The following is a 20,129-nucleotide window of genomic DNA, read 5'->3' on the forward strand; positions in this document are numbered from 1 at the left end:
GATGAATGTTAGACTTTTTAGTCAACGTCAAACAAAAAAAGCTTATCCTTCCGGATAAGCTTTTTTTAGATTGACTGTTGGCCAAAATACTGACGCCATTTGGTTTTCATGGCTGTCGTCATCGGCAACGCTGCTTCTTTGACAGCACAATATTTGTCAACAAAGGTTACAATGTAACTTTCTTTGTATTTTGGTGGTGCAATAGTTGCGCCCCACATATGTTTAATAATAATGTCTCGTTCTAAATCAGACAACTCTGTAATTTTTTCAGCATTTTTGGCTGCAATTCGTGGATGAACATAGGCATGAGAGCCTTCGTCAAACTTTGTTGTGCGCCAATCATAGTAAAACAAATCATGCAATAAACCAGCACGAGCTGTTGCACGAGCATTGCCGTTCCAACGCTTTGCTAATTTATAGCTATGATAGGAAACACTAATTGAATGTTCTAAACGAGTTGAATGCATATGTTGTGTGTATTCTGCTAATTTTTGGACTTCTTCGGTTGCTAATAAATCTTCTACATAAGAAAGATATTCTTCGTCTTCACGCCATTTTTCTGTCATATAATTGGGTGCCACCTTTTCTAATCCTTTTATAACTTGACTCGAGTATAGCACCCCAGCTATTTAATTACTATGAATTTCTCAATCTGTAACTTAACTTTAATATTTGCTTAATAAGTTTAGCGTTCAACGCAGTAAAATTTTCACAAAAACTTCTACATTTCTTCTGGTGCATGTAATCCTAGTAAACGTAAATCTTCTTTTAAAACAGTAGCTACTGCATAAACTAACGCTAAGCGTGCCTCTTTTTGAGCATCTTCATCCAAAATCCGAACATGGGCATAATATTTATTGAACGCTTGTGCTAAATGAATGCTATGTTTCGCAATAACAGATGGTTCATATTTTTCAGCAGCTTGCATCACAGTTTCAGGGAATTTTTGTAACAACTTCACGACTTCCCAGCTATCCTTGTCATTTAGTGCATAACGTTGTGTAGCGTCTGGTGTAAAGTTTGCTTTACGTAAAATACTCATCGCACGAGCATGTGTATATTGAACATATGGGCCAGTTTCGCCTTCAAAACGAACAACTTCATCTAATACAAAATCGAAATTATTTAGACGATCATTTTTAAGGTCATGGAAAATAACTGCACCTACACCAACTTGTTTCGCCACTTCTTCACGATTTGCTAAGTCTGGATTTTTCTCGTTAATTTGATTTCCTGCTAAAGTAACAGCTTCATTCAATACTTCTTCTAATAAAACAATTTTCCCTTTACGTGTGGATAATTTTTTACCGCCTTGAGTAATTAAACCAAACGGAATGTGTTCCATATCATCTGACCAGTCAAATCCTAGTTCTTTCAAGACTGCTTTTAATTGTTTGAAGTGATTGCTTTGTTCGTTGCCGACTACATAAAGTGATTTGGCAAAATCATACGTCCGTTTACGGTAAAGCGCAGCAGCTAAATCCCGTGTGATATATAAGGTCGCACCATCTGATTTACGAATAAGTGCTGGATTTAAATTATATTCTGTCAAATCAACAATTTCTGCACCTTGATTTTCTGTTAATAAATGTTTTTCTTCTAATAAAGTAACAATTTCATCCATTTTATCATTATAAAAGGCTTCGCCATTATAAGAATCAAATTCAACTTCTAACATGGAATAGATTTTATCAAATTCTTTTAGAGACTCGCTACGGAACCATTTCCATAATTCATTGGCTTCTTGGTCTCCTTCTTCTAATTTTTTAAACCAAGCACGTGCTTCGTCTTCTAATTCTGGTTTTTCTTCTGCTTCTTCATGAAATTGCACATATAAGCGCAATAATTCATTAATTGGTTGTTGGCGGACTGCTTCTTCAGAACCCCATTTTTTATAAGCTACAATTAACTTACCAAACTGTGTACCCCAGTCACCTAAGTGGTTAATCCGAATTGGCTGATACCCAATTTTTTCTAAAATAAAGGCAATTGAATTCCCGATTACCGTAGAACGTAAGTGCCCCATAGAAATTGGTTTAGCAATGTTTGGTGAAGACATATCAATAGGAACATTGCCATTATTGCCAAAGGTACTGTTTCCGTAGTTGTTTTTTTCTTTGACTACTGCGCCAATGACAGCTTGACTGACTGCTTCTTTATTCATGAAAAAGTTTAAATAAGGTCCTACCACTTCAATTTTTTCAAAATTTGTGCCATCAATTTTTTCTGCTAATTCTGCTGCAATTTGTTGTGGTGCTTTACGATAAATTTTAGCTAATGAAAAGGCTGGAAAAGCAACATCTCCATGATCAACAGATTTAGGATTTTCCAATAATTGTTCGATTTGATCCATCGTTAATTCTTCATTTAAAACATCATGTAACGCTTTTGCTACGATTTCTTTGTTGTTCATAAGAACCCTCCTGATTAATTTGTAAGTATAAAAAAACAAAAACGTCTCTGACAAAACAAAATGATTTGTTTTGTCAGAGACGAGAATTTACCCGCGGTACCACTCTAATTGTCTATACTACTTGGATAGACCTGCTTCATCGATAACGGTGATTGCCGTCTGCTTTCAGCAGAATTCTAAAAGTGCGCTTCCTCATTCCGATCACTCTTGGCTCCCACCTTCCCAAGATCGCTAAGCTGACGTTGAAATAAGTACTCTCTTTATCATCGAATGTCATTGTTAAACTGGCTTCATTATAGCAAATTTTTGTCTAGCTGGCTAGCCTTCTTCACTAATTGTCATAAAACTAACGCCAGGTTCTGCATTTAAGTTATACGAAGCAAAGTGATTCTTTTCAGCTTCGATAAAGGCGGCAGCGCCAATCATCGCCGCGTTATCCCCACAAAGTTTTAATGGCGGAATAAGTAATGTCACTTCTGGTAATTGTTCACTGATTGCATGTCTCATTGCTTCTCGTAATCCTTGATTCGCAGCAACGCCCCCAGCAATTAGCAATTGTTTAACAGGATATTCTTGACAAGCACGAATGGTTTTAGTCACTAATACTTCTACCACACTCGCCTGAAAACTTGCGGCTAAATCCTTTGTAGACAGTACTTCACCACGTTGCTCTGCATTATGAACCGTGTTAATAAACGCACTTTTTAAGCCACTAAAACTAAAGTCATAGTTATCCTCTTTTAGCATCGCCCGTGGAAATTGATAGGTATCTGTGCCTTCATGGGCCAAAGCATCAATCTCTTTGCCACTAGGATAAGGCAATCCTAACACCCGTCCGACTTTATCATACGCTTCACCAGCTGCATCATCACGTGTTTCACCAACAATTTCGAAAGAGCCATCTTCTTTCATGTAGACCAATTCCGTATGTCCTCCACTAACGAGTAAGGCCATCAATGGAAATTCGAGCGGTGCCACAAAACGGGCAGCATAAATGTGACCAGCCATATGATTGACTGGAATAAGTGGTAATTGGTGCGCCCAAGCAAATGCTTTTGCTGCAGAAAGTCCTATTAATAAAGCACCAACTAACCCAGGCCCATAGGTCACAGCAACGCCACTAAGCTCTTCTGGTGTGACTTTTGCTTCTGTTAATGCTTCTTCAATACAGATCGTCACTTGTTCAACATGATGACGGCTCGCAACTTCCGGAACGACTCCACCAAAACGTTGATGGCTCTTAATTTGCGAAGCTACGATATTGGAAAGAATTTTGTCGCCATCTTCAATGACAGCCACACTTGTTTCATCACAGCTACTTTCCACAGCTAATAATAATTTACGTTCTTTTGTAAAAATTGTCATTGGGCTTCCTTCCTTAATTTCGCACACATTACAAAGGCATTTTCTTGCGGTTCTTTATAATAATTTTTTCGAACAGCTACTTTCCGAAAACCTGTTTTCTCATAAAGTTTTTGAGCTAATGTATTCGATTCTCTGACCTCTAAGAAAATTTGTGTAATGTCACGACTTTTAACATATTCTTTAAAAGCTTTCATTAATTGACAACCAATTCCTTGGTGTTGTTTCTGACCATTCACAACAACGTGACTAATTTCTGCTTCATCTAAAATAAAATGATAGGCAATATAGCCTAACCACTGGCCATTTTCAACTAAAAAAAGATATTCGCTATTTTCCTGAGCAAAATCTTCCGCGAATTGTGTTTCTGTCCAAGGGGAGCCAGTTGTATAAGAAGAATTACTAAAACGCCATAATTCTTCACCAATATTTGCTACAGATATTTCTTTTTTTGTTACTAACATTTTTTCTTCACTCTTCTTTTAAATCAATTATCATTTCTAGTGCGTCTTCATTATTTTCGTCATAATAGCCTTTTTTCACCGTCTGTGAGACAAAGCCAATTTTTCGATATAAACGTTGGGCTTTAACATTACTCATTCGTACTTCTAGCGATAAGGTTTCACAACGATTTTTCTTGGCAAAAATTCGCGTTTCTTCTATTAAAGAACGACCTAAACCTAAGCCTTGGTATGCTGTATGGACAGCGACATTCGTAATGTGTGCATCCGTTCCTTGAATCCGACAACCAATAAAGCCAACTGTTTTTCCGTTAATTGCCGCTAACAAATAGAGATGCGGCGCTTTTGAGCCAAGTTCTGCCATGAAAGCAGACATCGTCCAAGGAAGTTCCCCAGCGTAAACTTCACGTTCAATTGCTAGTAAATCCTTAATATCTTGGTAGGTGATTTCACGCAATTGAAATTCTTGCTGGTTCATTGCAATGGTTTTAGTTATATACCGTTGCCGTCTTTTTGTAAAGTATTTTGTCACAAAATTAAAGTTTTTCCACATAGCTTTCTCCATTAGGCGTGTGTGTCTTCAACCAATTTTCTTCCGCTTCTACTTTTTTCAAATACGCAGGTAAGAACCCATGAACATTTTCAACATGTTCAGCCACACTACCTAACGCAGCCAAAACTGCGGCATTAGGAATTTGCCATTGCGGGACATCACAAATTTCTCCATGAGGAATGATTTGAGCTATTTCTTCAGTGAATTTTTCAACATCTTCACCAACAAAAAAAAGATTTGGTTCATTTTTTAGTTGTTCTAATAACTCCCGCAGGGAAATATGTTGGTCCGGTAACTCATTTTGCCACACGCCATTGACAAACCGATAAGCACCAGCATAGACGTTTTTACGACGCGCATCAAAAAGAGGCACAACTAAACCGGTTTGTCCAACACAATTGGCAGCTAACGTTTGTAGACTGGAAATGCCTACTAGCTCTTTCTTTAAAGTATAGGCCAATGTTTTGGCAGTCGTCACGCCTAAACGTAAACCAGTGTATGATCCAGGTCCTTCTGCTACGACAAAACGATCAATTGCCGTTGGCGCCAAGTTCAATTGACTCATCAAATAGTCAATTGCCGGCATTAATGTTAAGCTATGATTTCTTTTAACCGTTGCTGTATAACTTCCCAGAATTTTTTGATTTTCACACACAGCAATACTCAATGTTTGGTTAGATGTATCTATTGCTAAAATTCGCACACGAATCCCTTTCCTTCTACAATTTAGTCGCTTCATTGTAGCACACTTTCCTTTTTCTAAAAAGGGAAAACGAGGTTTCTTTTTACAGAAACCTCGTTTCGTTCATTTTCTCTTTTTATTTAATGGTTGCTTCTAAGTAATCAATTAATGGTTTACTGATATCTGTTGCAGAACCATTTTCTCCTGAATTTTCAACCATAATCATTGTTAAGAATTTATTGTTACTACGATCTAACGTTAGAAGGAAACTGTTTTCTTTGCCATCTGTATCTTGTTTATCTTTTATTTCAGCTGTTCCTGTTTTGGCAGCCAATGAGAAGTTCGGATTGTACATATTATAAACATAACCTGAAGGATCTTCCACACTACCTAAAAGATCTGTGGCAATTGTATTCGCTGCGTTGGCGCTGATTACATTGTCTTTTTTCTTCGTTTCTTTGTCTAAAACTAATTTTGGATAGACTAATGTCCCATTATTTTGGAAAACACTATACATGGTAGCTTGCTGGATTGGCGAAATTAACAATTGGCCTTGGCCGTAGCCCGTATCTGCCAAAAGAATTTCAGAATTAAATTTATCTTCATTTGAAATTTGAGCAGGCGTCATGGCAATTGGTAAATCTAGTTCCTCACCGAAAATGAATTTATTAAGACCCGCTCTAAATTTGTCTTCTCCCATCCGTAATGTTTGTTGGGCAAAATAAATATTATCTGAATTAACTAAAGCGGTACGCAGATTGACTGGACTTGCTTCTTTTACACGTGTCGCAAAATAGCCGCCCCAAGATTTATCTTTTTGCCATTTCAAACCATTAATTTCTAGCTCTTCATCTGGCTTCAATGTCCCTGTATCTAAACCAATGGCACCGGTAATTGTTTTAAAGGTAGAGCCTGGTGCATAGCCTGTCGCAAAACGTGCTGTGAATGGTAAATCTTTGTTGTTATTGTAAGCATCATATTCTTTTTGAGAAATGCCATTGGCCATTTTATTAGGATCATACGAAGGTGAACTAACCGTTGCTAATAAATCGCCTTTTTGAGGATCGGTAATGACCGCACTACCAGGGCGTTTGTCAAATATAGCGAAGGCTTGTTGTTGTACGCCACTGTCAATCGTTAATTTAATCGTTTGACCATCTTTTTTCTCTTTGGTTTGTAAAGCTTTTTTGACATTCTCTTTGTCATCTAAAATAACTAGTGAGCCACCATCTTGCCCTCTTAATTCTTTATCAAACGCTCGTTCTAAGCCAGTTTTACCAATTACGCCCGTACTACTTAACTCTGGATTTTTTTTAATATCTTCTGCAGTAATGGTGCCTGTATACCCGATTAATTGCGCAGCTGCTTCCCCCAGCGGATAATAACGTGACTCTGTATCTTTTGTCGCAGCCCCTGTTGGTAATTCTGTCACTGGTTCAGAAGCGACTGTGATTGGTACAAAGGAGTCTGCTTGGACCCACCCTTGGCTTAACTTTTGATTGATTTCATCAACAGAAACGCCGAACTTATCACTAAAAGCTTTGATATTGGCTGTTTTTTCTGCGCCAGAACCGAGTTTGCCAGGCACTACGCCCACTTCGTCAAACACTTTGTTAATTGCTAGCCCACTACCATTACGATCGACAATTTCTCCACGTTTGGCATTATCTACTTGAATCGAAATTTTATCATTTCCTGACATATCTGGAAAAATTAAAGACGGCTTCCAAGCGATTTGGTAGGTATCGCCTTTTTTGGCGATACTTGATTGATAAGACAAATCTTTCATTTCGCCTAAAGGGGTACTCATCGATAATTTATAGGTAAATGTGTATTGATTGTCTTTCGCTTTTTTGACTTGAACATCACTAGCTTTGACTCCTTCTGCTTGAATCCCTGAATAAATTGCTTGGTATTTTTCAACAACAGATTTAGTATCATAGCCATTTTTCTTTAAGCTAGCTTCTTGAACAACGGACGGTAACTTATCAAATTTCTGTTTTGTCAATACGTTTAAAAATGTAGTAGCTGTTTTCTTCGCTTCGGCTAATTCTTGTTTGGCTTGCCATTGACTATAAGCATAATACCCGCCACCGGCAGCAGCGATTAGAACCAAGGCAGAAACACCAAGAATAAGTGGTTTTTTTGAAGATTTTTTATTACGATTGCTTCGTTCCATTCAATAATCCCCTAACTATATAATATGTCTTTTCTTCTATTATACGTAACTTTTTTTAAAATGCTTGTGTTTCACCTATACTTTTTTTAATTTCTTAATAAAGTTTGATCAATTTTTTCCATTTCATCAGGCTTTCGTTGGATTTCTCTGCATTCATTGTGTGGTATACTAGCTGTAACAATTAGTTTTTTATTAGGAGGAATGAACATGGGACTTATTAAAGCAGCAACAAGTTCAGTTGGCGGTGGCTTGGCCGATCAATGGCTAGAGGTTATTGAACCTGATAATATGGGGGACACAACCGTCATGACAAAAGGTGTTTTTGTGCGTAAAGATGATAAACGTGGTTCTAATCGTAAAGGAACGGACGATGTTTTAACAGATGGTTCTGTTGTACATGTCTATCCCAACATGATGATGCTTCTTGTCGATGGGGGCAAAATCATCGATTACACTGCTGAAGAAGGCTATTATACAGTCAAAAATGATTCTGCGCCTTCAATGTTTAACGGTTCTTTAAAAGATGCGATTGCAGAGACCTTCAGTCGTTTCAAATTTGGTGGCGTAACTCCACAAAAACAACAAGTTTTTTATATTAACTTGCAAGAAATTAAAGGCATTAAATTTGGAACACCTGCGCCATTAAACTATTTTGATAATTTTTATAATGCCGAACTTTTCTTACGTGCACACGGAAATTACTCAATTAAAATTACAGATCCTTTACTATTTTATACTAATGCGATTCCTAAAAATCAAACGCAAGTAGATATTAATGATATTAATGAACAATATTTGGCAGAGTTCATTACAGCATTGCAAGCAGCAATCAATCAAATGTCTGCTGATGGGCAACGTATTTCTTATGTTCCCTCAAAAAGTGTTGAATTAAGCAAATATATGCAAACTGCACTTGATGAGGATTGGCGCACCAATCGCGGCATGGAAATTGTTTCTGTAGCAGTTGCGAGCATTTCTTATACAGATGATTCAACAAAATTAATCAACATGCGAAATGAAGGAGCTATGCTCAGCGATCCAGGTGTTCGCGAAGGCTATGTTCAAGGTTCCTTGGCTCGTGGTATGGAGGCTGCTGGTAAAAATGAAGGTGGCGCTATGAGCGGCTTTATGGGCGTTGGTATGGGCATGAATGCGAATGGCAACTACTTTGCGCAAGCGTCTCAAACAAACCAACAACAAATGCAAGAAAAACAAAACCAGCAAAACGCACAAGGGTCTACAGACACTTGGACTTGCCCACAATGTGGGACTGAAAACACTGGGAAGTTTTGTTCAAACTGTGGTACACCAAAACCAACAAACGAGAAACCAAAATTAGAAATGAAATGTAGTGAATGTAGCGAAATTGTTGACTTAAGTAATGGTATTCCTAAGTTCTGTCCACATTGTGGTAAACCATTCCAAGGGGTTCCTTTATAAGCAAGTAGTGAACAATTAAAGAAAAGGGTCAGGCACAAGTCTACCCTTTTTCTTTGAATCAGATTCCTGTTATTTACTCACTCTATTAGAAAGGACGGTTGCAATGGAAACAACATTTACCCATAAATGCCCCAACTGTGGCGGCCCGCTCTTATTTAATCCCAAAGATCAAAAATTTCATTGTGAATATTGTTTAAATATTTACACGGAAGAAGAAGTGACTCGTTATGAGCAACAGCAACATGAGGCGCATTTAGAGAATCCCTCAACAACGACTGCCGAGGAAAATTTGACTTTCACGGCGGAAGAAGAATCCTCCGCTACGCAACAAACAGAGACCACTGAGAATGAAGCAGCTGCAGATGCAGGCACAATGGAAATTTTTAATTGTCCAAGCTGTGGCGCTCAAATTGTCACCGATGCAACAACGGCTGCCACATACTGTTATTATTGCCATAATCCTGTTGTCTTGGCTGGTCGATTAAGTGGCGAATTTTTACCAGAAAACGTCTTACCCTTTACAATTGAAAAAGACGAAGCGATTGAAAAATTTCTCGCTTGGACCAAGAAAAAATGGTTCATTCCCCGAGATTTTTTCAGCAAAAATCAAATCGATAAATTAACTGGGGTTTACTTCCCCTATTGGGTCGTTGATGCAGAAGTCGATGGACAACTCCAAGCTACTGGCACAAGTATTCGCATTTGGCGCGTAGGTGATATTGAATACACCGAAACAAAACGTTTCAATGTGGGACGTTCAGGAAAATTATCGTTTAAAGAATTAGTTAAAAATGCCTTGTCAAAAAACGTCCAACAAAAAATGGTGGAAGGCGTTCAACCATTTTTAATTGATCAAGCAGTGCCTTTCAAAAGCCAATACCTAGCAGGTTTTCAAGCAGAAAAACGCGATATTGAATATGAAGCAATCAAAAAACACGTCCAACAAGAATTACAAGATTATTCGGAATCATTGTTACGGGACTCTGCTTCTGGTTATACTACATTGACAAATGTTCGCACGGATATTTCTCTAGACCAAGAAAATAATCACTATATGCTTTTGCCAATTTGGTTAGTCACCTATCGCAGTCAGGAACAATCAAAAAAAGTTTATTATTATGCCATGAATGGACAAACAGGTAAAGTAAGCGGTGTGCTTCCAATTAGTTACACTCGTTTAGGACTAGCAACGTTAGGCATTTTCGCTGGACTCTTAGCACTCTTTTTATTAGGAGGTTATTTCCTATGAAAAAACGACTTTTACCTATTTTTTTCCTAATACTTCTTACCTTTGGCCTTGCCCTACCCGTTTCGGCGGCTGAAAATTCAATTGATGATGGTGCACAATTACTGACACCTGATCAAATCAACCAACTAAAGCAAGAGATACAACCTTTAGAAGAAAAAACAAAAGCCTCTGTCTTTATTGTGACCACAAATAATAATACCTATGGCGATGAACAAGAATATGCAGATCATTATCTTTTAAATAAAGTTGGCAAGGACCAAAATGCGATTCTTTTTCTCATTGATATGGACTTACGGAAAGTCTACATCTCTACTTCTGGAAACATGATTGATTATATGACGGATGCACGAATTAATGACACCTTAGATAAAGTAATGGATGGGATGAGTCAAGGAAATTATTTCGCGGCTGCTCAAACCTTTGTTCAGGAAACTCAAGCATTTGTTAATAAAGGGGTTCCTGGGGGGCACTATCGTGTGGACAGCGCAACAGGTAAAATCACTCGTTATAAAGTCATTACCCCGCTGGAAATGGTAATTGCTTTTGCTGCTGCTCTGATACTCAGTTTGGTCTTCTTAGGCATTAATATTTCTAAATATCAATTAAAATTTTCAAGTTATCAATATCCCTTTAGGGAAAAAACAACTTTAAACTTAACCTCCCGCACAGATCAGTTAACCAACTCTTTCATCACTACGCGTCGTATTCCTAAAAACAATGGCGGCAGTGGCGGAATGGGCGGTGGTGGCAGCACCACCCACTCAACTGGCGGCGGCACATTCGGTGGCGGCGGTCGAAGTTTTTAGATTTTTCACAGAAATACCAACTCCTATAAAGAGTGATGAAAACCAACCGATTGAACCAAAGCTATCTGATTCACAAAAAAACTCATCTAGCGCTATTGAAGACGTAATGGCTGAGTTAAGAAATTTAAAACTGTTAGTTGATGAAGGAGTTCTAACAGAAGAAGAATTTCAACAAAAGAAACGGCAATTGCTTCAATTAGATTAATAAAAAAATCCTGAAAAGACTCGTCATCTTTTCAGGATTTTTTTCTTCTTGGTATTTTCCCATAATTCTTGATAAGGTATTTCATGGATATCACGGAAATAGGCTACTTCAAACTTTTCAAAATCAGTTGACTGGCAGTTGCCTGTTAAAACACCAATTCCTGCTTTGCCATGACAAGTTCCCATGAAAACATCCACGAGCGAATCCCCCACCATAATTACTTCTGTCGACTTCAATTGACATGACTGACAAAAGGCTTGGAGCATGTCCGCATCTGGTTTCGGTAAGTAACGATCTCCTGTCGCAATAAAATCAAACATTTCTGTTAAACCAAGATATTCCATAATCAACATAGTCGCTGGCAAAGTATCTGAAGTTGCTAATCCAATTTTATAGTTCTTCCGTTTCAGCTCAAGAAATAACTGTTTTAAATCACCAATTGGTTCGATCTTTTTCAGATTTTTTCGTAAATAATCATAAAAAAATTGCTCCAGCCATCGACTGCTGATTCCCTGTTCGACTAATTCCTCAAATTGCGCCAATTCCTGATAAAGTTCCTGATAAAGGACTTCATCAAGTAAAAGTTTTTGCAAAAAACGTTGCTCCTGAATAGCTAATATCTTTTTTATTTCTGCTGAATGATGAGGGGCTAACATACTTAGTGTTTCAAAACAAGCTTGCAAACCTGCTTGCCAAAGAGTATCAAAACGAATACACGTACCATCTTTATCAAATAAAATTCCTCGTTTTTCCATGAAAGAACACCTCAAAACGTTTGCTTTGCTTCCTATTTGTTTCTTCAAGTATACTAATCATTTATTTGATTTTGATATTCTTTTTGTATCATTTGTGTAAAAAAATATAAAAAAGCAACGAATTTAGAAAAATTCGTTGCTTTTTTTTAATCAATCACTTTTTTTACTTTGAATTCTTTTGTTTCAGCAGACGGTTCTGTTTGATCAGCTAATTCAAATAAAATATGGGTACCATTTTCTTCATCTTCAACGATAATCAGTTTTCCTGGAATCTTTCGAGTATCTTTCGCAATTTGGGCTTCTTTAATTAATTCTTTTTGATCTCTTTTTGAAGCAAGGGCATTTCCTAAATTAAAAAAGACAGTTTCTTCCATAATTAACCACTCACTTTCTCTACTTTTCTTAAGTCAATTATAGCATATCGCTAGAAAAAGTGGCAGCTTGTGTCCTTTTACTTTCATTTAAGCATCAATAATCAAAGAATAAGCATAAGGACTTTCATAAATTCCTGAAGTATAATAATTGAGCCTCTTTTTAAATAGCGGGCCGTCAATTACCAACGTATGGTACTCCCCGTTTTCTCCGCAAATATCTAATTGATGCTCTTTAAGGTACGTGATAAATGTTTCATCTAAGGGTTCTCCTAAAAATTTTATTGGAATGCCTGCCTCTTTGCTGACCGTTTTGATAATTGCTGTGTACCCTTTTGCCAAGAATTCTTTGACAAGTGCTTCGCGATTCTCCTGCCAAAGAGGTAATTGTGGCTCAAGCCCAGCACTTAATGCAACTTGGCGATCCCAAGCACCATTTTGTTCAATATCTATATCGCCAAAACAAACCGTTTCTGCACCCAATTTTTTAGTTTCATGCAGTGCCTCAACCACTTTTTCTGTGTAATTTGTTTCGTTGTTATGTGATATAACAAGTGGTAAATCTAACGCTTCGGCTGCTGATTCTAAGACGGAGATTGGTATCCCGTGAAACCAAGAACGATTAATTTCATCACTTAATGTTGTCACTAACGCAACTGGCTGATTTCCTGCTTGTACCAATCGATCCATCGCCAATAAACAATCTTTACCAGAGCTATAACTTAAACAAAATTTTTTCATAAACGTTCCCTCTTTTCTCTATGACTATACCTCAAAATAATACATCCGTATACATATTTATTATTTAAGTATAACTAATACTGAATAGTTATTTGAATCAAAACATGGTATAAAATAGAGGTAAAGCAAGCTTTATTCACTTCTTTATATCTCTTTTCAACGGATGATCAGCTGGCGGAAACCAGCTGATCTTTTTTTCAAAAAACACAGCTATCTTTTGCAGTTTTCTTTTCCTCATGTTATAAAGAGAGGGTAGGAAGCATTTATTCACTTCTTTACAAATCTATCTTAATCTTAGACAGTCGGCGGAAAACGGCTGTCTATTTATCTGGAAAAATTATGAACTCGTCAGCTAGTGGTCAGTTGACGAGTTTTATGTTATAATAATTAGAACACGAAAAATATTTTTAAACGAACCATTCAATTGTTTTGATGATTTTATTCAAAACTGGCGTGTCTAGAGAGACACAAGGATGTATTAGAGGTAGGGAATACATCGCTTAAATGAAAAATACTTGAATACTAGAAATAGTCTGATCCAACTTTAAAATAATAATATTGATTCGTTAGATAGCCTTCTCTTTAAAGAGAAGGCTATTGTCAATTAAAGAGTAAAACCACCGTATTCTTGTCAGTATACGGTGGTTTTACTTCTTCATATATTACATATAATCAACAAATTTGCTTCTGAACTTAACATGTAAATGAGCCCCTACGATAAATATTACTAATGTTGTTAGCCAAAAAACAATAAGCTGGGGCTTATCTTCAAAAAACCATCTTTTATAGAAAAATGTATCTCGAAATCCATTAATAATATATGCGTAAGGATTCAACATAAGAATTTTTGATAACCAAGACGGTAAATTCTTTGTACTCAAATCCCAAAAGACCCCTGACATATACATTAATACTTGGATAATAGAATTCAAGAAAATTTGATAATCCCTAATTAATGCAGCAATCGTTGAATTAATTAGACTAAAACTATATAAAAAGATAATCATCGCTACAATATAGTAAGGTAGCTGAATCCAATAAATAGAAATCTTTTCGCCTGTCGAGATTGAGACAATTGCTGCTAACGTAGTGAATGCAAAATAACTTGGTAACTCAGAAAATATTTTAACCATTGGCAAAATACTTATTGGAAACTTCATTCTAGAGACCATGCCAACTTGCATATAAACAGAACTAGAAGCTTGTTTCGTTACTGTACTTAAAAAAATCCATGTACTTAATCCTATCATCAACCAAGCGATATAGGATACTCCTCCTTTTACGGTTCGAGCACCACCAAGGGCAATCCCAAAAGCAAAATAATAGACACCTAACTGAATTAAAGGACTTAAAATTTGCCATAAATTTCCTAAGATGTGGCTTTGATATAATGCTTTATTACTGTATTTAGCAATTCGTTGTGCAACGCCTAAGTATGAAAACTGTTCAGCTAAAATTAATTTTACCTCGCGCATTATTCAGTCACCTCTTTCAATTTCAACACTTGTCCAGGATAAATAGGTACCTCAATGATTTCTGGGTTCAAAGTTTGAAGTTGTTCTATAGTGAGTCCGTGATTTTCAGCAATCAAACTGACTGAATCTCCAACTTCCACTGTATATGTCGACACAGCTTGTTCACTATTATTATTTTCTGGTACGTTCGTTGAACTAGACTGTACTTCCTCCTGCTGGATAGATTCTTTTGTTGAAGTTGGTTTAGTTTTAGACGTTTTCACAGCGCTTGAATCCTTACCTGCTACTTTCTCAGGAACAAATATACGTTGAATTGTTTCTGCTGGATGAATAAAAGCTGTTGTTAATGAAATACCTTTTACAAAGGTAAGACTTACATAAAAAATCATACAAAGTAGCAAAATTAACAAGCTCTTCGTACCAAGAGTCATTTTATCTCCAATTTTATTTTTAGTAGTAAATTTTATGACTTCTTTAGTCGTCCGGCGACTGCCTACTTGTTGATTGGCTTTTTCAAGAATTGTTTCTTGAAGTTGTTCCAAAGAAAAATTTCTCTGTTTGGCCTTGCCATCTCTCTGATACGATTCTTTTTGCGGTTCAGTGAAATGATTATAACGGTGCAAGAAAGCACGATATTCCTTTAAAATATGCTTAGTTTCACCAAATGCACGTAGGTCACCATAATGCATCCAAGCGACACGATCACAAATTTGCTCTACTTGTTGAATAGAATGAGAGACGAAAAAGATAGTTTTGCCTTGCTCTTTAAATGCAAGCATTTTTTTTAAGCCTTTATTATAGAAGGTTTGATCTCCTACAGATAACGCTTCATCGATTACTAAAATATCTGGATTTTGATGAACCGCAATTGAAAAACCAAGCTTAGCACGCATACCGCTAGAATAAGTTTTAACAGGCTGGTCGATAAAAACGCCTAATTCTGAGAATTCAATAATATCATCGATTTTGGCATCAATTTCTTTATTCTTTTCCCCCAACATTAAACATTTCATTCGAATGTTTTCTCGTCCTGTTAAATTATTATTTAGTCCTGCACCAATCGAAATAATTGACACTTCACCATTTATTTCAAGTTCTCCTGATGTTTGAGGGGTGATGCCTGAAATAATGTTTGATAAAGTGGATTTGCCTGAACCATTTAAACCAATAATACCAATTGTTTCTCCAGAATATACGTCGAGGCTAACACCTTTTAACGCCCAAAATGTGGGAACTTTGTTTTGAAAAATACTAAAAAGTGTCTTCAATTTGTCAATACGTGTTTGCGCTAAACTGTATTCTTTGGTAAGTAATTTTGTTCTAACTTTCAGTTCTTTTTCCATTTGTTCCTCCGAGTCTAACCGTTCACTAGTTGGCCATTTCACCAAATTCTTTAGCGACTGCCTTCAAAGCTGCTCCGAAAACTTGGTCCATATCATAGTATTGGTAATTGGCTAAACGTCCACCAAAAATAACTTTTTCTTGAGCGTTTGCTTTTTCTTTGTATTTTCTAAACAAAAGCGAATTTTTCTCATCATTAACAGGATAATACGCTTCTTTTGAACGATCCCAATCTTGTGGGTATTCTTTTGTCAAAATTGTTTTGTTTTCATCGGCCTGTTGATCAAAATGTCGCCATTCCATTATCCGTGTATAGGGGGTTTCCGCATCTGTGTAATTAATTACGGCATTGCCTTGTGCATTGTTTGAATCTACTGTTTCATTTTCAAAACGTACTGAACGATATTCTAATTCGCCATAAGAATAATCAAAGAATGCATCAATCATCCCTGTATAAACAATTTTTGGAAACTCTGATAAGTAAGTTTCTTTCTCTGCCAAAAAGTCTTTATTCAATTGAATATCAATTAATTCACTCTCTAACAATTTATCAAACATAGCTGTGTAACCGTCGACAGGTACGCCTTGATAGCGATGGTTAAAGTAATTATTATCAAAAGTAAAACGAGTTGGCAAACGGCGAATAATAAAACTTGGTAATTCCGTAGCCTTACGTCCCCACTGTTTTTCTGTATAGCCTTTAATTAATTTTTCATAGATGTCTGTTCCTATCAAACGAATCGCTTGTTCTTCTAAATTTTTTGGAGCTCCTTTAATTCCAGCTGCCTCCCGCTGTTCTGAAATTTTTGCTTGTGCTTCAGCTGGTGTTTTTACCCCCCACATTTGGTAGAACGTATTCATATTGAATGGTAGGTTGTAGAGCTCCCCTTTGTAATTAGCAACTACTTGATTGATGTAGCCATTGAATTCCGTCAATTGATTGACATAAGACCATACTTCTTTATTGTCAGTATGAAAAATATGGGCACCATAGTCATGGACATTAATCCCATTTTCTTTATGTGTATACATATTGCCACCAATATGAGCACGTTTCTCAATAACTAATACTTTTTTTCCTCGTTTAGCTGCTTCACAAGCAAACGTTGCCCCAAAAGGTCCCGAACCAACAATTAAATAGTCATAATTTTTCGTATTGTATTTCATTTACTAACTTCTCCTAACAAAGTTACTTTCAATTTATTTCAAACACCAAATGCATTATTTATTTCTTCACTAGAGTAGCCAATACTTTTTTTCCAACGCCTTCTTTTGTGTAAGAATATAAGTTGATTTTTTCGTTATCTTTTTCTATTTTATAAACTACAAGTGATTTCAAATTTTTTCCCTTTAAAATCACAATATTATCATTTGTAGTCGAAACATCATAAATACGTTTGCCATCCAATGTCCACACATTATCTTTAACAACTAATGTTTTCCAATCCCAATTAGCTGTTACTTGATACTCTCCATTTACAATCAAAGGTTGTTCTGAGTTAGTACTTTTGGAAATAGTTGTCTCTTGGTTTTCCGAATATTTTTTACCGATGTAATATCCTGACCAAAAACCACAACCGATACCAATTGCTAAAGACACAATTATCGTGATTATTTTCTTCATGTCACACACTCCTCTGTTTATTTAAAAGTTAAACTTGCTTCCCACATATTTGCACCTAAAATTCTCACTTCTGGTTTTAATAAAAATCCAGAAAATTCATAAACTTTTGCAATAATTAAATAAATTAATGCTTCATAGTCTTGAGCAGAGGCTTGTTCAACATTGATAAAGAAACCTGGATGTTTTTCAGATACTTTTACTCCGCCAATTCTAGTACCAACTAAGCCAGCTTGTTGAATTAATCGAGGCGCCCGTCCCCAAGTAAAAGTTGATCCATGATTTGGATGTGTTAGTGGGTGCATCCTTTCTCTAATTTCGACAGTTCCTACCATGTCATTTACCATGTTTTCTAAATTACCTTCTGAAATCTGTAATTTAGTTTCTAGAATAATCCACTCAGGATGATCCATAAATGAACTATAGCGATGACTAAATTGAACATCTTCTTTATTTAAAACTTTAATTTCTCCATTTTCATCTACAATCGTAGCTTCAAGAAACATACTATTAATATCCTTAACTGTCCCAGCATTCATATAAACTGCGCCACCAATGGTTCCTGGAATATTATCTGCCCATTCTAAACCGCATTTCAAGTGTTCTAGTAGATAATAAGATGTTTCAATTAAACTTGCACCTGCCGAAACTGTTAAAACATTCCCCGTAATTTTACGATAATTCAAGGCAGTCATATTTAAAGTAATCCCACGGATACCACCATCACGGACTAAAATATTTGAACCTTTACCGATAACAGTTAAAGGAATCTGATTATTTTTAGCATATTTTACAATTAAAGCAACTTCTTCTATCGTTTTTGGAAAAATTAAAAGGTCTGCTGGACCACCAACAAAATTCGAAGCATATTCTTTTAATTCACGACCTACAAATAACTCTAAATCTGGTAATTCTTCTAAAAGATCCTGTTTCCACGAACGAATTCTCTCATTTTGCACAATTTTCATAATTAATTGTTTTCTTGTTAAAAGATTCTCTGGAATTGCTAATGCTTTTTTTTCTGTGCCTTGTTTCGGTTTAGGCTTAGGTTTTTGTATCGGATGCAAATACATGACATGTTCGATTTTTTCATCTTTCACATATTTACCGACGATTCTAAAAGGACTGAACGTTTCCTTTCCCTTAAACTTTTCACGATTAAATCTTGTAGTGACTTCACGATGATTATTCATAAAAATTAGTTCTTTATCTGTTAGCTTCCAAAAGCTTTCATTAGGGTTAGAATTTTTTATCGTACCATTTGGCGATAAAACAATTGCTGCGGAAATCGGAACAGTTGTTTTAGCTCGATAAAAATCCAAAGGTTTATTGATAATATATCGTCTAAATTCATCATATACTTCGTCTTCATCTGGGCTAAATTTACTTGTCAACGCATCGGTTAACCACTTATCTGAAATCTCTTTTTCCCTGGCAATCTTTCCAGCGGTCTTTTGATAGTCAAGTGCTAAACTAATGTTTTTATTTTCTTCAATTTCTTGTTTTGTATTTTGCTCATAGACACGTCTAGTTTCGCCAAGCTCAAATAGGTTCATCAAGCTGTTAAAGCGATCAATTCCACGTTGTTCATTATAAAAAATTGAAAACGGTTTTTGGAAAATAGTCGCAAAAACAGTGCCATGAAACGAATCAGTAATAATATATTTTGCTTCTCGATAAACAGCTAAGAAATTTTCTGGTGTATCTTCAGAAACATATTCTACTGTATTAGGGAATGTTTTTTTCGCTAGTTCACGTCCTTTTAAAGGATTAGGCAAGACCACTAATTTCAGTCCCAATTTTTCTGCGATCGCTAGTGCTACACGAACTTTTTCCTTGTTAATATCCAAGAAAAAGACAGCCATATAATCTCCTGATTCTTGTCGTTTAAACGTAGCTTGATCAGCTAAAGAATCATATTCACTTCTTTCAACAAGATAGGTTGGATCCAAAGCCTGAATAACTTCTTCTTGAAAAATATCCTTCATAATTTGTACAGAAAAATCTTCTCTCATAGAAACATGATTAAACTGTGTAATATCTTTTTTGCGGTTTGCAACCCATTTGGGATCATATTTACTTGTATCTGCTTTTCCTAATGAAACAGAATAAGCAATTGTTTTATTACGAGGATAAACAAAATCTAAGAAATCATCATCGTCTACCCAACCATTCCACGGATTCCACATCTGATCAGAACCTAAAATAAAGGTATCTAGATTTTCTAAATCATTCAATGTCGGTAACGTTTCTTTTGTTAATTGCTCGGTATAGGGCATATTATTTTTCTTAAAAAAATTATACGCTAAAGGCATCCATGCTCGAAAGTTACTTCTGTTTTTATAACCTAGTGGTCCATCAATCATAACCGTCTCGTACCCTTTATTCTGTACATATTTGTTTAGAGCATAGTATGTTAAGATTGATCCATAATTTTGGTTATACCACCAGCCCATAATTGCTGCTTTTTTCATT

General features: G+C 36.1%; 19 protein-coding genes and 1 other annotated feature. Of the genes, 4 read left to right on the forward strand and 15 right to left on the reverse strand.

All coding sequences use genetic code 11. The features are described from left to right. Nucleotides 1-65: 65 nt before the first annotated feature. From IGL93_RS09595 to IGL93_RS09625, 7 genes are all read right to left on the reverse strand, one after another. Entirely contained in the window at nucleotides 66-566 is a 501-nt protein-coding gene (locus IGL93_RS09595; protein WP_002356666.1) for an HD domain-containing protein, read from the reverse strand. A 155-nt stretch (nucleotides 567-721) separates the two neighbouring features. Then, nucleotides 722-2,413 carry an arginine--tRNA ligase gene (gene argS / locus IGL93_RS09600; RefSeq protein ID WP_002367081.1) on the reverse strand — a complete coding sequence of 564 codons (1,692 nt, stop codon included), beginning with the start codon at nucleotides 2,411-2,413 and terminating at the stop codon, nucleotides 722-724. Nucleotides 2,414-2,485: 72 nt separating this feature from the next. After that, nucleotides 2,486-2,689 (reverse strand) — a binding site (T-box leader). A gap of 42 nt (nucleotides 2,690-2,731) precedes the next feature. Next, a complete protein-coding gene (gene tsaD, locus IGL93_RS09605; protein ID WP_002374298.1) occupies nucleotides 2,732-3,778 on the reverse strand; it encodes a tRNA (adenosine(37)-N6)-threonylcarbamoyltransferase complex transferase subunit TsaD in 1,047 nt (348 codons plus the stop codon). Next, nucleotides 3,775-4,239: a ribosomal protein S18-alanine N-acetyltransferase gene (gene rimI, locus IGL93_RS09610; RefSeq protein ID WP_002359702.1), complete on the reverse strand. Its 465-nt coding sequence runs from the start codon at nucleotides 4,237-4,239 to the stop codon at nucleotides 3,775-3,777. The genes tsaD and rimI (IGL93_RS09610) overlap by 4 nt, the downstream gene beginning before the upstream one ends. Nucleotides 4,240-4,246: 7 nt before the next feature. Continuing rightward, complete coding sequence (rimI, locus tag IGL93_RS09615) at nucleotides 4,247-4,801, reverse strand: ribosomal protein S18-alanine N-acetyltransferase (RefSeq protein ID WP_002387121.1); 555 nt, start codon at nucleotides 4,799-4,801, stop codon at nucleotides 4,247-4,249. Beyond that, complete coding sequence (tsaB, locus tag IGL93_RS09620) at nucleotides 4,773-5,492, reverse strand: tRNA (adenosine(37)-N6)-threonylcarbamoyltransferase complex dimerization subunit type 1 TsaB (RefSeq protein ID WP_010776014.1); 720 nt, start codon at nucleotides 5,490-5,492, stop codon at nucleotides 4,773-4,775. The genes rimI (IGL93_RS09615) and tsaB overlap by 29 nt, the downstream gene beginning before the upstream one ends. 115 nt (nucleotides 5,493-5,607) lie before the next feature. Next, on the reverse strand, nucleotides 5,608-7,650 hold the full coding sequence (locus IGL93_RS09625) for a penicillin-binding transpeptidase domain-containing protein (protein WP_010776015.1): 2,043 nt from the start codon (nucleotides 7,648-7,650) through the stop codon (nucleotides 5,608-5,610). Nucleotides 7,651-7,857: 207 nt separating this feature from the next. On the opposite strand from IGL93_RS09625, the gene IGL93_RS09630 reads away from it, so the two are divergent. The 4 genes from IGL93_RS09630 to IGL93_RS09645 all read left to right on the forward strand — a co-directional run bounded on the left by IGL93_RS09630 (nucleotide 7,858) and on the right by IGL93_RS09645 (nucleotide 11,350). After that, nucleotides 7,858-9,090 carry an SPFH domain-containing protein gene (locus IGL93_RS09630; protein WP_002381543.1) on the forward strand — a complete coding sequence of 411 codons (1,233 nt, stop codon included), beginning with the start codon at nucleotides 7,858-7,860 and terminating at the stop codon, nucleotides 9,088-9,090. Nucleotides 9,091-9,193: 103 nt separating this feature from the next. Beyond that, a complete protein-coding gene (locus IGL93_RS09635) occupies nucleotides 9,194-10,339 on the forward strand; it encodes a hypothetical protein (RefSeq protein ID WP_010776016.1) in 1,146 nt (381 codons plus the stop codon). Then, on the forward strand, nucleotides 10,336-11,145 hold the full coding sequence (locus tag IGL93_RS09640) for a TPM domain-containing protein (protein ID WP_002362631.1): 810 nt from the start codon (nucleotides 10,336-10,338) through the stop codon (nucleotides 11,143-11,145). Before IGL93_RS09635 ends, IGL93_RS09640 begins: the two co-directional genes overlap by 4 nt. Next, nucleotides 11,123-11,350, forward strand: a complete 228-nt coding sequence (locus tag IGL93_RS09645) for an SHOCT domain-containing protein (protein WP_016616760.1) — start codon at nucleotides 11,123-11,125, stop codon at nucleotides 11,348-11,350. Before IGL93_RS09640 ends, IGL93_RS09645 begins: the two co-directional genes overlap by 23 nt. Nucleotides 11,351-11,373: 23 nt before the next feature. On the opposite strand, the gene IGL93_RS09650 is transcribed toward IGL93_RS09645, so the two are convergent. From IGL93_RS09650 to murB, 8 genes are all read right to left on the reverse strand, one after another. After that, entirely contained in the window at nucleotides 11,374-12,105 is a 732-nt protein-coding gene (locus IGL93_RS09650) for an HAD family hydrolase (protein ID WP_010713194.1), read from the reverse strand. Nucleotides 12,106-12,251: 146 nt separating this feature from the next. After that, nucleotides 12,252-12,479: a hypothetical protein gene (locus IGL93_RS09655; RefSeq protein ID WP_002362220.1), complete on the reverse strand. Its 228-nt coding sequence runs from the start codon at nucleotides 12,477-12,479 to the stop codon at nucleotides 12,252-12,254. A gap of 87 nt (nucleotides 12,480-12,566) precedes the next feature. Beyond that, nucleotides 12,567-13,217 carry a diphthine--ammonia ligase gene (locus tag IGL93_RS09660; RefSeq protein WP_010713193.1) on the reverse strand — a complete coding sequence of 217 codons (651 nt, stop codon included), beginning with the start codon at nucleotides 13,215-13,217 and terminating at the stop codon, nucleotides 12,567-12,569. A 662-nt stretch (nucleotides 13,218-13,879) separates the two neighbouring features. Next, the gene (locus IGL93_RS09665) at nucleotides 13,880-14,692 is read right to left on the reverse strand and encodes an ABC transporter permease (RefSeq protein ID WP_010713192.1); all 813 of its coding nucleotides are present in this window, start codon (nucleotides 14,690-14,692) and stop codon (nucleotides 13,880-13,882) included. Beyond that, nucleotides 14,692-16,077 (reverse strand): ATP-binding cassette domain-containing protein, encoded by a 1,386-nt coding sequence (locus IGL93_RS09670; RefSeq protein ID WP_025192006.1) that lies wholly within the window; start codon nucleotides 16,075-16,077, stop codon nucleotides 14,692-14,694. The genes IGL93_RS09665 and IGL93_RS09670 overlap by 1 nt, the downstream gene beginning before the upstream one ends. Continuing rightward, a complete protein-coding gene (glf, locus tag IGL93_RS09675) occupies nucleotides 16,061-17,200 on the reverse strand; it encodes a UDP-galactopyranose mutase (protein WP_002359687.1) in 1,140 nt (379 codons plus the stop codon). Before glf ends, IGL93_RS09670 begins: the two co-directional genes overlap by 17 nt. Nucleotides 17,201-17,258: 58 nt before the next feature. Then, nucleotides 17,259-17,657, reverse strand: coding sequence for a lipoprotein CpsH (gene cpsH / locus IGL93_RS09680; RefSeq protein WP_010776017.1), 399 nt, complete (start codon nucleotides 17,655-17,657; stop codon nucleotides 17,259-17,261). 17 nt (nucleotides 17,658-17,674) lie between these two features. After that, nucleotides 17,675-20,128, reverse strand: coding sequence for a UDP-N-acetylmuramate dehydrogenase (murB, locus tag IGL93_RS09685; RefSeq protein WP_002378569.1), 2,454 nt, complete (start codon nucleotides 20,126-20,128; stop codon nucleotides 17,675-17,677). Nucleotide 20,129: the final 1 nt, after the last annotated feature.

The organism is Enterococcus sp. DIV1328a (genome assembly GCF_050536905.1).
GTDB classification, from domain to species: Bacteria; Bacillota; Bacilli; order Lactobacillales; family Enterococcaceae; genus Enterococcus; species Enterococcus faecalis.

Coding starts and splice junctions, on each gene's coding strand:
- IGL93_RS09595 (WP_002356666.1), bottom strand. CDS start 566: ATGACAGAAAAATGGCGTGAAGACGAAGAATATCTTTCTTATGTAGAA.
- argS (WP_002367081.1), bottom strand. CDS start 2,413: ATGAACAACAAAGAAATCGTAGCAAAAGCGTTACATGATGTTTTAAAT.
- tsaD (WP_002374298.1), bottom strand. CDS start 3,778: ATGACAATTTTTACAAAAGAACGTAAATTATTATTAGCTGTGGAAAGT.
- rimI (WP_002359702.1), bottom strand. CDS start 4,239: ATGTTAGTAACAAAAAAAGAAATATCTGTAGCAAATATTGGTGAAGAA.
- rimI (WP_002387121.1), bottom strand. CDS start 4,801: ATGGAGAAAGCTATGTGGAAAAACTTTAATTTTGTGACAAAATACTTT.
- IGL93_RS09625 (WP_010776015.1), bottom strand. CDS start 7,650: ATGGAACGAAGCAATCGTAATAAAAAATCTTCAAAAAAACCACTTATT.
- IGL93_RS09630 (WP_002381543.1), top strand. CDS start 7,858: ATGGGACTTATTAAAGCAGCAACAAGTTCAGTTGGCGGTGGCTTGGCC.
- IGL93_RS09635 (WP_010776016.1), top strand. CDS start 9,194: ATGGAAACAACATTTACCCATAAATGCCCCAACTGTGGCGGCCCGCTC.
- IGL93_RS09640 (WP_002362631.1), top strand. CDS start 10,336: ATGAAAAAACGACTTTTACCTATTTTTTTCCTAATACTTCTTACCTTT.
- IGL93_RS09650 (WP_010713194.1), bottom strand. CDS start 12,105: ATGGAAAAACGAGGAATTTTATTTGATAAAGATGGTACGTGTATTCGT.
- IGL93_RS09655 (WP_002362220.1), bottom strand. CDS start 12,479: ATGGAAGAAACTGTCTTTTTTAATTTAGGAAATGCCCTTGCTTCAAAA.
- IGL93_RS09660 (WP_010713193.1), bottom strand. CDS start 13,217: ATGAAAAAATTTTGTTTAAGTTATAGCTCTGGTAAAGATTGTTTATTG.
- IGL93_RS09665 (WP_010713192.1), bottom strand. CDS start 14,692: ATGCGCGAGGTAAAATTAATTTTAGCTGAACAGTTTTCATACTTAGGC.
- glf (WP_002359687.1), bottom strand. CDS start 17,200: ATGAAATACAATACGAAAAATTATGACTATTTAATTGTTGGTTCGGGA.
- cpsH (WP_010776017.1), bottom strand. CDS start 17,657: ATGAAGAAAATAATCACGATAATTGTGTCTTTAGCAATTGGTATCGGT.
- murB (WP_002378569.1), bottom strand. CDS start 20,128: ATGAAAAAAGCAGCAATTATGGGCTGGTGGTATAACCAAAATTATGGA.